Genomic DNA, 13,244 nt, shown 5'->3' with positions numbered 1-13,244 from the left:
CGCGGGAGCGCACGGCCGGCGGCGGTACCGTCGCGGGATGGAGTTTCTCGGGATCCATCACGTCGCGATCATCGCGACCGACTACGACCGCTCGAAGCGCTTCTACACCGAGACGCTCGGTGGGACGGTGCTCGCCGAGAACCACCGGGCCGATCGGGACTCGTGGAAACTCGACGTCGGGCTGCCGGGCGGGTGCCGGATCGAGCTGTTCTCGTTCCCCGATCCGCCCGCGCGCCCGAGCAGGCCCGAGGCGGCGGGGCTGCGACATCTGGCCTTCGTGGTCGCCGATGTGCCCGCCGCGCTCACCGCGCTGCGGGAACGCGGCGTGCGCACCGAGGAACTGCGCACCGACGAGTACACCGGCAAGCACATGGCCTTCTTCTTCGATCCCGACGACCTGCCGCTCGAGCTGTACGAGGCCTAATCGGCCGCGCGGGCCCGTCGCGTCAATTCGACGGTCGCCGAACGCAGTTCGCCGATTTCCGACAGCGGAGCGGCGTAGCCGACCCGGGTGCGGGCGACCCCGCGCGGCGTCTCGACCCGCAGATCGAGGCCGTAGCGGTCGGCGCGCTCGCAGACGGCGGCGGTCGCGTCGGGGAAGCCGCCGAGCCGGGTGGCCATCGCCAGCAGCGCGTCGGCGTGGTCGGCGTTGAGGTGGGCGATGCCGGGGGCGGCCAGCGGCACGATCGGATCCGGCTGCGCCGCCAGGTATTCCTGGGCCGACGCGGAGTCCATCCGGCCGTAGCCGCCGACCCAGCGCACCCGCTGCACGCGCAGCACCCAGAGGGTGAAGTCGCTGTAGTCGATGTAGTACTTCGCGGCCGGGACGGCGGCCAGGTGGGCGGCGCGCGCGGCCTCGGCTTCGGCGCCTTCCGGTCGTTCCACCACGCCGGCCAGGGTGATCCGGGTGCCCGCCAGCGGGTCGGCCGGGATGTCCGGGGTGACGATCGCGATGCTGGCGCGCGGGTCGGCGGCGAGGTTGCGGCCGTGTTCGGCCAGCCGCGAGACGCTCAGGACGGGCGCGCCGTCGAGCAGTCCGTAGGTGATGAACGACGCCCACGGCGCGCCGTCGGCGGTGAGACTGGCCAGGGTGCCGGTATTGGTGGCCGCCGCAATGGTTCTGGCTTCCTCGGCCGCCGAGGGGCGGGCGTCGTTGGCCAGGGGAGCGGTCGGCAGCGGAATGGAGGGTGCGTCGCCGGGGTCGCCGTGGTCGAGAGTCATGGCCACAGCGTATCCACCCGCACCGTCCTGCGGGGCGTGCTCGTCAGCCAGCTGTGCAGCGCCTCGTAGACCGCGTCGTGGTTGAGCAGGCTGAAGTGGTTGGCCGCGGGCACGTGCAGGCCGTTGACCACGTCGAAGCCGATCCGGCGGGTCCGGCCACGGCCCGAGCCGCTGCCGGTGAGCACCAGGCCGTCGCCGACGACCCGCCCCAGCGGATGCCGCGGGCTGCGGGTGAGCGTCGCGGTGACGAAGTAGTGCTCGACGCCCGCGATCAACGGGACCTCGCGGACCGCCCGCGCCCGCAGCGCGTCGGTGTCGAGATCGCGCCAGTCCTCGTCGACGAGCGAACCCTGCCGCAGGTCGCGGATCCCCGCGCTGCGCCTGCGCAGCAGCTTGCCGAGCGGCCGGGTCTCGGGCAGCAGGTCGAACGCCGCGGCGGCGTAGTGCGCGATCTGTTCCAGCGGGGCGCCCAGGTGTGGAGAGCCGAGGCAGACCACCTGCCGGACCGCGCGTACCCAGGCCTCGTCCGCCGCGTCGGCCAGGTGGCAGGCGCCGCGCGCGACCAGCCCGCCCATCGAATGGCCGATCAGGCAGATCTCGTGCACCGGCAGCGGCCATGCCGCGACCAGCCGGGCCAGGAGTGCGCTGAGCTGGGCGGCGTTCTCGGAGATGTGCAGGCCGGAGTTGTAGCGCACGAGGACCGGGGTGTAGCCGAGGTCCTCCTCGAGCCGGTCGCCGTAGGTGGGGCGGCCGCCGAGCCGCCAAGCGTGCTCGGTCTCCACGAGCCCGTGCAGCTGCACGACCAGTCGGGTGGTCGGCACGGCGACATGGGCGGCCAGCTGTTCGGGCGCGACGGGCGCGCCGTCGACGCGGAAGGTCATGGGGGAGGCCAGGATCGGTGCCTCGTCCTCGAGCGCGTCACCGATCAGACCCTGGAGGGCGGCCAGCACGCCCGCGCCCCAGACGGTCCGTGACGGCGCGGTCACGCCGGGCACCTGGACCGCGCTCGCGACCTCGCCGACCACGAACCCGGTGCCACCGACCACCGCGTATACACCGTCGGTGATCGCGTCGTGCACGACCTTCACCGGATCCGCGGCGGGACCCACCCCGAGCCGAACCGCCGCGAACACGCGGTCGGAGATGGCCCGGTGGATGGCCGCGATGCCGTCCACCGCGCCGACGAATTCGTCGCCCGCCAGGCGCGTGAGTGCCTGTACCTCGGCTTGGGGCTGGGGGAGCTGCTCGGTCACGAGATTGAGAGTACAACTGTGCACTGAAAAATGCCGCAGGTGGGCCCGATTCGGGACGAAGCCCGGCAATCGAGGCCCGCGATACTCACCTGTCACAAATAGGATGCCGATACGCTGATATGCGCATCAAGGCATCTATCTGGATGAACTGACCACGGAGAAAAAGGCAAGGGCGGCGGGGGAAGGGGCCCGCCGCCCTCACGGTGGGCGTCACGGTCGATGCATGATCGCGTACCAGAGCGCGCCCATCGTGCCCAGGACGAACAGCGGTGAGATGACCCAGGTCTCGACCCGGTTGCCGGTCCGCTCGATCAACGGCACCCGGGTCCGCAACGGGAACGGCCACAGCAGGCGGCAGCCGCGATCGGTGAGGCAGTCGCCGAGCAGATGCGCCAGGCAGCCGAGGCCGACGCAGATCGGCAGCCACGCCGGCCGGTCGACGATCCAGTGATCCACCGCGAACGTGCCCGCCGTCGCCAGCACGATCACCGTGCCGTAGGTGCGCAGGCTCTTTCCCGGCGGACACAGGTGCAGCGACCGCACCGCCAGCGCGAGCAGGAAGAACACCAGGCCCAGAGTGAACGGCCGGCCGAGATAATGCTCGCCCGCCCACGTGGCGCCCACCGCGACGACGACGAACAGCAGGGAGTGGGTACCGTGTCGGTGCCCACCGGAGAGCCAGGAGATCAAGCGGCACAGGTGATGTGACAGCGGGCCCAGCACGTGTGAGATGGTTCCGCTCGGATGATCCGCGTCCGGCAGCAAGGCGGCACCCGCGGTCAGCAGTGTGCCCATGATCAGTTCGGCGATCCCGAATCGTGTTGTATCGCTGTCGAACAGGGGGAAAGCGGCGACCGTGAGCGGGAGCGCCGCGGCGGTTCCCGCCCAGGCCAGCGCGCCGCTGGTCGCGTGTGAATGTCCAAGCACCCCGCAACGTTAGTCGACCTCACTATCTCGACGCATATGCCGAGGACGGCGGGAATGCGGGGTGCGCCAGGATGGTTGGCGCAAGGGACCGCAGGGACGAAAGGACGACGATGAGCGCATTCAACGACCAGGTGATCGCCGAATTCCGGGCCAACGGCGGCCGGGTCGGCGGCATGTTCGAAGGCCGCGACAACATGGTGATCATCACCACGACCGGCGCGAAGTCGGGGCGCGCGATCACCAACCCGCTGGTGTTCCTGCCCGACGGCGACCGGATCGTGCTGATCGCCTCCAACGGCGGCGCCGACAAGCACCCCGCGTGGTACTACAACCTGGTCGCGAACCCGGAGCTGAGCGTCGAGCTGCCGACCGAGACCTTCACGGGCAAAGCCGAACTCGTCGACGACCCGGAACGCACCGCGCTGTTCGACCGGATGGTCGAGATCATGCCGGGCTTCGCGGAGTACCGCGAGAAGACCAGCCGCGAGATCCCCGTGTTCGCGGTGTCGCGGGTGAGTTAGGCGCGGGCTCGAGCCGAATCCTTGCCGGGGCGGGTGAGCTGCTGGTTTCATCGCCTCCGTGACCGAAACCACCGACGCGCCCCGTATCGTGCACGCCTCCCGCGAGATCGCGGCGAGCGCCGCCGCCCTCTTCGAACTGATCGCCGACCCCGCCCAGCAGCCGCGCTGGGACGGCAACGACAATCTCGCCGAAGCGGCGGCGGGCCAGCGGGTCACCGCCGTCGGTGACGTGTTCACCACGACGCTGACCAACGGCGTCGACCGCGACAACCACATCGTCGAGTTCGAGGAGGGCCGCCGCATCGCGTGGAATCCGTCCGAGCGCGGCAAGACCCCGCCCGGTCACCTGTGGCGCTGGGAGCTGGAGCCGATCGACGACGCCACCACCCGGGTGACCCATACCTACGACTGGACCGAGCTGCACGACGAGCTGCGTCAGGTCAGGGCCGCGGCCACCACCTCGGACAAGCTGCGGGCCTCGGTGGACCGGCTGGCCGAGGTTGCCGAGTCGGCCTGATCGCCCCCACCCCGACAACGAAACACCCCGCGACCCGAGCGAGTCGCGGGGTGTTTCGCGGAGCGGTCAGGCCAGGTCGAACCGATCCAGGTTGCTCACCTTGGTCCACGCGGCGACGAAGTCGCGCACGAACTTCTCCTTCGCGTCGTCGGTCGCGTAGACCTCGGCCAGCGCGCGCAGCTGCGAGTTCGCGCCGAATACCAGGTCGACGCGGCTGCCGGTCCAGGTGACCGCGCCGGTCGCGGTGTCCTTGCCCTCGTAGACATTGTCGTCCGACGCCGACGGCGTCCACTCGGTGCCCATGTCCAGCAGGTTGACGAAGTAGTCGTTCGTCAGCGCGCCGGGCGTTGTGGTGAGCACGCCGACCGGCGACTGCTGGTAGTTCACGCCGATCACGCGCAGACCACCGATCAGCACCGTCATCTCCGGCGCGCTCAGGGTGAGCAGGTTGGCCTTGTCGACGAGCAGGTACTCGGCCGGGATGCGGGCGTCCTTGGCCAGGTAGTTGCGGAAGCCGTCGGCCTGGGGCTCGAGCGCCGAGAAGGACTCGACGTCGGTCTGCTCCTGGGTGGCGTCGGTGCGTCCCGGTGTGAACGGCACCGTCACCGCGTGACCGCCGGCCTGGGCGGCCTGTTCGACACCGACCGCGCCGCCGAGCACGACCAGATCGGCGAACGACACCTGGGCGCCGCCCGCGGCGTTGAACGACTCCTGGATGCCTTCGAGGGTGCGCACCACCTGCGCGAGCTCGTCGGGCTGGTTGACCTCCCAGCCCGCCTGGGGCTGCAGTCGCAGGCGACCACCGTTGGCGCCGCCGCGCTTGTCGCTGCCACGGAACGACGAGGCCGCCGCCCAGGCCGTCGACACCAGCTGCGCGACCGTCAGCCCCGAGGCCTGGATGTGGCTCTTGAGGGTGGCGATCTCGGTGTCACCGATCAGCGGGCCGGTATGCGCGGGGACCGGGTCCTGCCACAGCAGTTCCTCGGCCGGGACCAGCGGGCCGAGATAGCGCACGACCGGACCCATGTCGCGGTGGGTGAGCTTGTACCAGGCGCGCGCGAACGCGTCGGTGAGTTCGGCCGGGTTCGCCAGCCAGCGCCGGGTGATCTGCTCGTAGATCGGGTCGAAACGCAGCGACAGGTCGGTGGTCAGCATGACCGGGGTGCGCTTCTTGGTGGCATCGAACGGATCGGGCACCGTGTCAGCGCCCGCGCCGTCCTTCGGGATCCACTGGTGGGCACCCGCCGGGCTCTTGCTGAGCTCCCACTCGTAGCCGTAGAGGGTCTCCAGGAAGTTGTTGTCCCAGGTGATCGGCGTGCTGTTCCAGATGCCTTCCAGGCCACTGGTGATCGCGTCGGCGCCCGCTCCGGTGCCGAAGCTGCTCTTCCAGCCCAGCCCCTGCTGCTCGAGCGGCGCGGCCTCGGGCTCGGGGCCGACGAGGTCGGCGGGTCCGGCGCCGTGGGTCTTGCCGAAGGTGTGCCCGCCCACGATCAGCGCGGCGGTCTCCTCGTCGTTCATCGCCATCCGGGCGAAGGTCTCGCGGATGTCGATCGCGGCCTTGACCGGATCCGGATTGCCGTTGGGGCCTTCCGGATTCACGTAGATCAGGCCCATCTGGACCGCGGCGAGCGGACGCTCGAGGTTGCGCTCGCCGGTGTAGCGCTCGTCGCCGAGCCAGGTGCTCTCCGGACCCCAGTACACGTCCTCCTCCGGCTCCCACGCGTCGACGCGACCGCCGCCGAAGCCGAAGGTGGGGAAGCCCATCGACTCGAGCGCGACATTGCCGGCGTAGACGATGAGGTCGGCCCAGGACAGCTTCTTGCCGTACTTCTTCTTGACCGGCCACAGCAGCCGCCGGGCCTTGTCCAGGCTGGCGTTGTCGGGCCAGCTGTTGAGCGGGGCGAAGCGCTGCATGCCCGAGCCGGCGCCGCCGCGGCCGTCGCCGACCCGGTAGGTGCCGGCCGAATGCCACGCCATCCGGATGAAGAACGGGCCGTAGTGGCCGAAGTCGGCGGGCCACCAGGGCTGGGAGGTCGTCATGACCTGCTCGATGTCCTGCTTCACCGCGGCCAGATCGAGGGTCGAGAACTCGGCCGCGTAGTCGAAGTCGGCGTCCATCGGGTTCGCCACCGGCGGATTCTTCTGCAGGATCGTGAGATTGAGCTGATGCGGCCACCAGTCACGGTTGCTGCCACGGGCGTCGGCGGAGGCGAACGGGCGCGCCGACGTCACGGGGCAGCCATTGTCACCGGGTTCCGTATTGGCTTCCGCGATAGGTGGATGTTCCTCGGGCACGGTGAATCCTTTCAGGAGAGTGATGGTGAAGTCGTGCAGTCGGGGCAGCGGCCCCAGTAGATGACTTCGGCTTCGTCGACGACGAAACCGGTGTCAGCGGCAGCGGTCAGACACGGCGCATCGCCGACTGCGCAGTCGACATCGACAATCACGCCACAGGATCGGCAGACGAGGTGATGATGGTTGTCGCCGACGCGGGTCTCGTACCGGGCGACGGTGCCCATGGGCTGGATTCGCCGCAGCAGGCCCGCGGTGGTGAGGACGCGCAGGACGTCGTACACCGCCTGGTGGCTCACCGCGCCGAGGGTGTCCCTGACCCGGCTCAGGATGGTGTCGGTATCGGCGTGCGGATGCTGGTGCACGGTGGTGAGCACCGCCAGACGCGGCGCCGTGACGCGCAGCGACGCCGCGCGGAGCATGCGCTCGAAGTCCGATGTGGTGGACACATTCCAGATTATTACTCGTTCCAGATGGCAGCGGAAGCGTTTCCGGCCAAGTGGCCTGGACTACATCGGGGTGGTTCCGGTCGGCGGCGCGGGGGCCGTAGCAGCGGTGACGGGAACAGGAACCGGGGCCGCCCCCCGGTCGACCCTGGTGCTAGGTGGTCACCGGGGTACGGGTGGCGCGTTCGATGAGGTACTCGACCAGATGGGTGAGTACCGCCTTGGCCGAGGGCCGGTCGCGGGCGTCGCAGAGCACCACGGGAGTGTTCGGGTCGAGGTCGAGCGCGTCGCGCACCTCGTCGACGGTGTAGCGCGGCGCGCCCTCGAAGCAGTTCACCGCGATCAGGAACGGCAGCCCGCGCCGCTCGAAGAAGTCCACCGCCGCGAACGAATTGCTCAGCCTGCGGGTGTCGGCCAGCACGATCGCGCCGAGCGCGCCGCGGCACAGCTCGTCCCAGAGGAACCAGAACCGGTCCTGGCCCGGGGTGCCGAACAGGTACAGCACGAGGTCGCGGTCGATGGTGATGCGGCCGAAGTCCAGCGCGACCGTGGTCGTCGACTTCTGTTCCACCCCCGACAGGTCGTCGACGCCGGTGCTGACCTCGGTGATCAGCTCCTCGGTGCGCAACGGCGCGATCTCGCTGATCGAGGAGACCATGGTGGTCTTGCCGACGCCGAAGCCGCCGGCGATGAGGATCTTCACCGAGGCGGCCAGATGCTGCCCGCCCGGTGCCGTGGGGTCAAAGTTTTCGGATGCCATCCAGAACCGCTCGCAATACGTTGAGGTCTCCGGCACCGGCCTCGGCCGTCGCAGGAGCCCGGAAGATGAGGTGGCCCTCGCCGATGAGATCACCGACGAGGATCTTGGTCACCGCCAGAGGAAGTTTCAGCACGGCCGAGACCTCGGCCACCGACTGCGCGCGCTTGCACAACTGTGCGATCGTCGCGTATTCGGGTTCCGGTCGCCGCAGGGTGGGGGCGGGGTGTACGGCCACCACCACCGTGAGCATGTCCAGGTCGTGCGCCGCACCCATGGTGCGGCCGCGGGTCACCGCGTACGGGCGGACCAGGGGTCCGGCCGCGTCGTCGAACCACGGATCGCCGAGTCGAGTCATGGTGCTGCTTCCTATAGCTCCGCCAGTCCGTGCCGCGGCTCGGTCGACAGGTAACTGCCGACCCGCTGCACGGTGAGGTTCATTTCATAGGCGACCATGCCGAGGTTCGCCGACTCGTTGGCCTGCAGCGCCAGGCACGCGTTGTCGCCCGCCGAGGTGACGAACAGGACGGCGCGGTCGAGCTCGATCACCGCTTGCCGCACACCACCGCCGTCGAATCGGCTGCCCGCGCTGCGCGCGAGTCCGTAGAGGGTCGACGACATGGCGGCGAAGTGTTCGGCATCCTCGCGGTTCATCTGCGAGGAGCGTCCGAGCAGCAGCCCGTCGGTGGACAGCACGACCGCGTAGCGGACCCCCGCCAGCCGGTCGACGAGATCGTCGAGCAACCAGTTGAGATCACCGGGGTGGGAAGAGTTCACCTCAGCCTTCCTGTTCATCCTGATTCGATGTGGACAGTGGTTTGCGGCCCTGCCGGGTGCCGTTCTCGATCGCGGACATGATGTCGCGCGCTTGTTCGGCCGAGCGCGGCCGCTCCGGCGTACGCGGCGGCTCGGCGGCAGCCGGCTCCTCGGTGAGTTCGGGCGCCAGGTTGGTCTGGCGCTGACGCCGCGGCAGGGCCGGGCGCTCGTCGGAGCCGTGGGCCGGTACCTCGGGCGGTTCGGGCGCGGGCGCCACCGGGCGCGGCGGCGTGGGCGGTTCGGCGACCAGGGTGGCCACCGCGGTCGGCGCGGGCGCCGACTCGATGGCGGCGATCGGGGCGGGCTCGGGCGCGGGCGCGGGCAGACCGCGACGCAGCGGACCGGTGGTGGCCGGCGGCATCATCGAGGTGTCGGAGTCGCCGGCCAGCAGCGACAGCGGAATGAGCACGATCGCGCGGATACCGCCGTAGTCGGATTCGCTGAGCCGCACCGAGACACCGTGCGAGGTCGACAGCCGGGCGACGACGAACAGACCGAGGCGCGAATCCGAGGACAGCGTGCCGACACCGAAGTCCGGCGGATCGGCCAGCATGTCGTTGTAGCGGGCCAGGTCCTCGGGGCTCATGCCCATGCCCTGGTCGGTGATCTCGATGACCACGCCCTTGCCGACGATGTTGCCACCCGCCTCGACTCGCGACTGCGGCGGGGAGAACGCGGTCGCGTTGTCGACGAGCTCGGCGAGCAGGTGCACGAGGTCGGCCACGACGGTGCCGACGACCTCGACCTCGGGCAGCTTGGTGACGCGCACCCGGGCGTAGTCGAGCGTCTCGCCGATGGCGCTGCGCACGACGTCCATCACCGGAACCGGCTTGCGCCACTGACGTCCGGGCCGGCCGCCGCCCAGGATGATCAGGTTCTCGGCGTTGCGGCGTTCGCGGGTGGCCAGGTGGTCGAGCCGGAACAGGGTCTCCAGCAGCGCCGGATCCTCCTGCCTGCGTTCGGCCTCGTCGAGGATCTCGAGCTGGCGGTGGACCACGATCTGGCTGCGGTGGGCGATATTGAGGAACACCGCGCGCACACCCTCGCGGGTGCGGGCCTCGTCGACGGCGGCGCGCAGCGCGGCCGAGGCGGCGTGCTCGAAGGCCTGGGCGACCTGGCCGATCTCGTCCCTGCCGAAGTCCAGCGTGGGAGAGGTCTGCGCGGCGTCGATGTCGCCGCCCTCGCGCAGCGCGCGCATGGTGGCGGGCAGCTGTTCGTCGGCGAGGGCGAGGGTTTCGGTGCGCAGCCTGCGCAGGCGGCGGATGATCCGGTTGGCCAGGATCACCGCGACCAGGAACACCAGCACACTGAGCGCGAGCACGCCGCCACCGGCCAGGGCCGCGTTGACCTCGGCGCGGTGCGCGGTGTCCTCGGCGAGCTTCTGGACGTGGCGGTTGTGCGTGCTGTACGCGTCGAGCATGGCCCGGTTGACTTCGGCTGCCGCGCTCTGCCATTCGGGTGAGGACAGCGGCAGCGCGGCGGGCGTCTGCTTGGTCGAGGTGCTCGAGCTGCCGGTGGTCTGCGCGGCCGCCGCCGCGAAACGCTGCACGAGGGCCGACTCCATCGCGCTCAGTTGCCCCCACTGCGAGGACGACATCAGCGCGGTGATCGCGGTGCGCTGGGCTTCGTCGAGTTCGGCGGCGACGTTGGCGACTTCGTTGTGATAGAAGCCGCTCTGCTTGACGAACTCGTCGAGCGGAATGCTGGTGGGCCCACCGGCGGCCACCATCGACAGCGCCAGGGCGTTGCTGCGCGACATCGCCTCGGCGGCGTTGAGCAGGCGCATGCCCTCGCCCACGCCCGCGGCGACCACGGCGTCGGGGGCGGCGCGCTCGGCGACCTTGGTGCCCTGGGTGAACACGTCGAGCAGCTTGTTGTAGAACATGTACGCGTCGGAGGCGGGCAGCAGGCCCGCGTCGGCGCCGCCGCGCACCCCGGCCAGATGCGTACCGAGAGTGTTGAATCCGCCCTTGTCGTCGCCGATGTTGGAATCGTCGACCTTGCGGATGCCCTCGGAGACCTCGATCAGACCCCGGAAGGCGGCATCGAGCCGGGCCCGGGCGGGCGCGAGGGCGAGCTGGGCGGTCTCGTCACCGGCCAGGTGGGCCAGGGTGAGCTGGCGTTCGGATTGGACGGCCTCGATGAGCTCGCGCGTGTAGGGCACGGCCGCTTGCATTTCCGAGGCCCAGGTCTTGGCCTTGTTGCTCTCGTCGACCAGGTAGCCCGCCGTTCCGACGCCGACCACCACCAGCGTGAGACTGGGGATGAGAGCGATCGCCAGAATCCGGGTTCGAACACCGAGTCTCGCTAAGAACATCGCCATAACGTAACGGAATCGTTGCAGTCTTGACCTGCGTGTCTCGCTGAGCGAGACGCGATTTGGTTTGTGCGGGAACGTCTTTGCTAGGGGCGGACCGGCACGGGGGATTCGGCGAGCTCGCCCCGCCGGCTGAGCCGCGATGGCCCAGTCGGCGGGGGCTCGCCATGGCCTGGCAGCGCCGGGAAGGTCCTACCAGGTCAGGTCCGTGGCGCCGCTACAGCGTGCGGTCGGCGCCGGTTCGTGGGGGCGGTGCGGCAGCCAGTGCCGCGTTCTCCGCCTCGGTGAGTTGCCGGGCGCGCAGCACGAAGCGCATGCCCTGGCCCGCTTCCAGCGATTCGGCGCTGGCCTGCCCGCGCACCGCGTCGACGGTGAGGTGGGTGTCCTTCCAGCATTCGAACTGCTCGGGGCTGATCCAGAACTCGGTGTGCCAGCTGAGCCTGCCCAGCAGGACATCGGCCTTCTCGATCGGGAACTGCTTGGCGGATAGGCACACCGGCGCGATGTCCTCGTCGCAGCCCTCGCCGGCCTGGCGGAACAACACCGGGCCGTTGTCCTCGATCAGCCTGCGCAACAGGGTCTGGGCGCGTTCGGTGATCTCCACACGGTGGATCCGGTTCTGCATCAGAACATCCCGAGTTTCGTCGTGGAATAACTGACCAGCAGGTTCTTGGTCTGCTGGTAGTGCCCGAGCATCATGGCGTGGTTCTCCCGCCCGAATCCCGACTTCTTGTACCCGCCGAAGGCGGCGTGCGCGGGGTAGGCGTGGTAGCAGTTGGTCCAGACCCGGCCCGCCTTGATGCCGCGGCCGAGTCGGTGAGCGGTGTTGATATCGCGGGTCCACACGCCCGCGCCGAGGCCGTAGAGGGTGTCGTTGGCGATGCGGATGGCCTCGTCGACGGTGTCGAAACGGGTCACCGCGACCACGGGTCCGAAGATCTCCTCCTGGAAGATCCGCATCGTGTTCTCACCCTCGAAGATGGTGGGTTCGATGTAGTACCCACCCGGCAGGCCGTCGACCTTGCGTGCTTCCCCTCCAGTCAGCACGCGGGCGCCTTCGGCTCTGCCGATGTCCAGGTAGGACAGGATCTTCTCGTACTGGTCGTTGCCGGCCTGCGCGCCGATCATCGTCTCGGTATCGAGGGGATGACCTGACACGACGGCCTCGGTGCGGGCGATGCAGCGGGCGAGGAATTCGTCGTAGATCGACGAGTGGATCAGCGCGCGTGACGGGCACGTGCACACCTCACCCTGGTTCAGGGCGAACATCACGAAGCCCTCGACGGCCTTGTCGAGGTAGTCGTCGTCGGCCGCCATCACGTCGGGCAGGAAGATGTTCGGGCTCTTGCCACCCAGCTCCAGGGTGACCGGGATGATGTTCTCGCTCGCGTACTGCATGACCAGCCTGCCGGTCGTGGTCTCGCCGGTGAACGCGATCTTGGCCACTCGTGGGCTCTGCGCCAGCGGTTTGCCCGCCTCCACGCCAAAGCCGTTGACCACGTTGAGGACTCCCGGCGGCAGCAGGTCGGCGATCAGCTCGACGACCAGCAACAGCGAGGCGGGTGTCTGCTCGGCGGGTTTGATCACCACGCAGTTGCCCGCGGCCAGCGCGGGGGCCAGCTTCCAAGCCGCCATCAGGATCGGGAAGTTCCACGGGATGATCTGGCCGACCACGCCGAGCGGCTCGTGGAAGTGGTAGGCGACGGTGTCGGGGTCGATCTGCGAGATCGAGCCCTCCTGGGCGCGCAGCACACCGGCGAAGTAGCGGAAGTGATCCACGGCCAGCGGGAGATCCGCGGCCAGGGTTTCGCGGACCGGCTTGCCGTTGTCCCAGGTCTCGGCGACCGCCAGCGGTTCGATGCTGTTCTCGATCCGGTCGGCGATCTTGTTGAGGATGTCGGCGCGCTCGGCGACCGGGGTCGTGGCCCAGCGGTCGGTGGCACGATGCGCGGCCTCGAGCGCCATGTCGATATCGGCGGCCGTGGACCTGGCCACCGCGCAGAACGTCTCGCCGTCGACCGGCGAGGTGTTGTCGAAGTAGCGGCCTTCGATGGGGGCGGCCCAGTCACCCCCGATGAAGTTGTCGTATCGGGCGGCATAACTGACGATGCCGGTATCCGATCCGGGCTTGCCGTAGATCATGCGTCTCGCTCCTCGCGACCTCTGCGTGGTGGAAC

14 protein-coding genes are annotated in these 13,244 nt (G+C 69.5%); 3 read left to right on the top strand and 11 right to left on the bottom strand.

Features of this window, described 5'->3' with window-relative positions:
• The first annotated feature begins 37 nt into the window (after nt 1-37).
• Nucleotides 38-424 (top strand): VOC family protein, encoded by a 387-nt coding sequence (locus ACIO52_RS28025; RefSeq protein ID WP_402648037.1) that lies wholly within the window; start codon nt 38-40, stop codon nt 422-424.
• On the opposite strand, the gene ACIO52_RS28020 is transcribed toward ACIO52_RS28025, so the two are convergent.
• The 3 genes from ACIO52_RS28020 to ACIO52_RS28010 all read right to left on the bottom strand — a co-directional run bounded on the left by ACIO52_RS28020 (nt 421) and on the right by ACIO52_RS28010 (nt 3,401).
• Entirely contained in the window at nt 421-1,221 is an 801-nt protein-coding gene (locus ACIO52_RS28020; protein WP_402648035.1) for a HugZ family protein, read from the bottom strand. The two genes, ACIO52_RS28025 and ACIO52_RS28020, sit on opposite strands and share 4 nt — an antisense overlap.
• Nucleotides 1,218-2,474, bottom strand: coding sequence for an alpha/beta fold hydrolase (locus ACIO52_RS28015; protein WP_218722344.1), 1,257 nt, complete (start codon nt 2,472-2,474; stop codon nt 1,218-1,220). Before ACIO52_RS28015 ends, ACIO52_RS28020 begins: the two co-directional genes overlap by 4 nt.
• A 210-nt stretch (nt 2,475-2,684) precedes the next feature.
• Nucleotides 2,685-3,401 carry a metal-dependent hydrolase gene (locus tag ACIO52_RS28010; RefSeq protein ID WP_218722345.1) on the bottom strand — a complete coding sequence of 239 codons (717 nt, stop codon included), beginning with the start codon at nt 3,399-3,401 and terminating at the stop codon, nt 2,685-2,687.
• Between the two features lie 110 nt (nt 3,402-3,511).
• On the opposite strand from ACIO52_RS28010, the gene ACIO52_RS28005 reads away from it, so the two are divergent.
• On the top strand, nt 3,512-3,922 hold the full coding sequence (locus ACIO52_RS28005; protein ID WP_218722346.1) for a nitroreductase family deazaflavin-dependent oxidoreductase: 411 nt from the start codon (nt 3,512-3,514) through the stop codon (nt 3,920-3,922).
• A gap of 58 nt (nt 3,923-3,980) precedes the next feature.
• On the top strand, nt 3,981-4,439 hold the full coding sequence (locus ACIO52_RS28000) for an SRPBCC family protein (protein ID WP_316575113.1): 459 nt from the start codon (nt 3,981-3,983) through the stop codon (nt 4,437-4,439).
• A gap of 66 nt (nt 4,440-4,505) precedes the next feature.
• Here ACIO52_RS28000 and katG read toward each other — a convergent pair whose 3' ends face one another.
• From katG to ACIO52_RS27960, 8 genes are all read right to left on the bottom strand, one after another.
• Nucleotides 4,506-6,734 carry a catalase/peroxidase HPI gene (gene katG, locus ACIO52_RS27995; protein WP_218722348.1) on the bottom strand — a complete coding sequence of 743 codons (2,229 nt, stop codon included), beginning with the start codon at nt 6,732-6,734 and terminating at the stop codon, nt 4,506-4,508.
• Between the two features lie 11 nt (nt 6,735-6,745).
• Nucleotides 6,746-7,180 (bottom strand): Fur family transcriptional regulator, encoded by a 435-nt coding sequence (locus ACIO52_RS27990; protein ID WP_218722349.1) that lies wholly within the window; start codon nt 7,178-7,180, stop codon nt 6,746-6,748.
• Nucleotides 7,181-7,331: 151 nt separating this feature from the next.
• Entirely contained in the window at nt 7,332-7,937 is a 606-nt protein-coding gene (locus ACIO52_RS27985) for an ATP/GTP-binding protein (RefSeq protein WP_218722350.1), read from the bottom strand.
• Complete coding sequence (locus tag ACIO52_RS27980; RefSeq protein ID WP_218722351.1) at nt 7,918-8,292, bottom strand: DUF742 domain-containing protein; 375 nt, start codon at nt 8,290-8,292, stop codon at nt 7,918-7,920. Before ACIO52_RS27980 ends, ACIO52_RS27985 begins: the two co-directional genes overlap by 20 nt.
• Before the next feature lie 11 nt (nt 8,293-8,303).
• Nucleotides 8,304-8,711, bottom strand: a complete 408-nt coding sequence (locus tag ACIO52_RS27975) for a roadblock/LC7 domain-containing protein (RefSeq protein ID WP_218722352.1) — start codon at nt 8,709-8,711, stop codon at nt 8,304-8,306.
• Nucleotide 8,712: 1 nt separating this feature from the next.
• On the bottom strand, nt 8,713-11,067 hold the full coding sequence (locus tag ACIO52_RS27970) for a nitrate- and nitrite sensing domain-containing protein (protein WP_402648028.1): 2,355 nt from the start codon (nt 11,065-11,067) through the stop codon (nt 8,713-8,715).
• Between the two features lie 217 nt (nt 11,068-11,284).
• A complete protein-coding gene (locus ACIO52_RS27965) occupies nt 11,285-11,692 on the bottom strand; it encodes a DUF779 domain-containing protein (RefSeq protein ID WP_218716215.1) in 408 nt (135 codons plus the stop codon).
• Nucleotides 11,692-13,209: an aldehyde dehydrogenase family protein gene (locus tag ACIO52_RS27960; protein ID WP_402648025.1), complete on the bottom strand. Its 1,518-nt coding sequence runs from the start codon at nt 13,207-13,209 to the stop codon at nt 11,692-11,694. Before ACIO52_RS27960 ends, ACIO52_RS27965 begins: the two co-directional genes overlap by 1 nt.
• Between the last annotated feature and the right edge of the window lie 35 nt (nt 13,210-13,244).

This window comes from Nocardia sp. NPDC087230 (assembly GCF_044744725.1).
GTDB classification, from domain to species: Bacteria; Actinomycetota; Actinomycetes; order Mycobacteriales; family Mycobacteriaceae; genus Nocardia; species Nocardia canadensis.
Note: the sequence above shows the minus strand (reverse complement) of the source record. Positions and strands in the feature narration are given on the sequence as shown.

Excerpts from the sequence above, each read along its gene's own strand:
- ACIO52_RS28025 (WP_402648037.1), top strand. The coding sequence starts at position 38 with ATGGAGTTTCTCGGGATCCATCACGTCGCGATCATCGCGACCGACTAC.
- ACIO52_RS28020 (WP_402648035.1), bottom strand. The coding sequence starts at position 1,221 with ATGACTCTCGACCACGGCGACCCCGGCGACGCACCCTCCATTCCGCTG.
- ACIO52_RS28005 (WP_218722346.1), top strand. The coding sequence starts at position 3,512 with ATGAGCGCATTCAACGACCAGGTGATCGCCGAATTCCGGGCCAACGGC.
- ACIO52_RS27985 (WP_218722350.1), bottom strand. The coding sequence starts at position 7,937 with ATGGCATCCGAAAACTTTGACCCCACGGCACCGGGCGGGCAGCATCTG.
- ACIO52_RS27980 (WP_218722351.1), bottom strand. The coding sequence starts at position 8,292 with ATGACTCGACTCGGCGATCCGTGGTTCGACGACGCGGCCGGACCCCTG.
- ACIO52_RS27970 (WP_402648028.1), bottom strand. The coding sequence starts at position 11,067 with ATGTTCTTAGCGAGACTCGGTGTTCGAACCCGGATTCTGGCGATCGCT.
- ACIO52_RS27965 (WP_218716215.1), bottom strand. The coding sequence starts at position 11,692 with ATGCAGAACCGGATCCACCGTGTGGAGATCACCGAACGCGCCCAGACC.
- ACIO52_RS27960 (WP_402648025.1), bottom strand. The coding sequence starts at position 13,209 with ATGATCTACGGCAAGCCCGGATCGGATACCGGCATCGTCAGTTATGCC.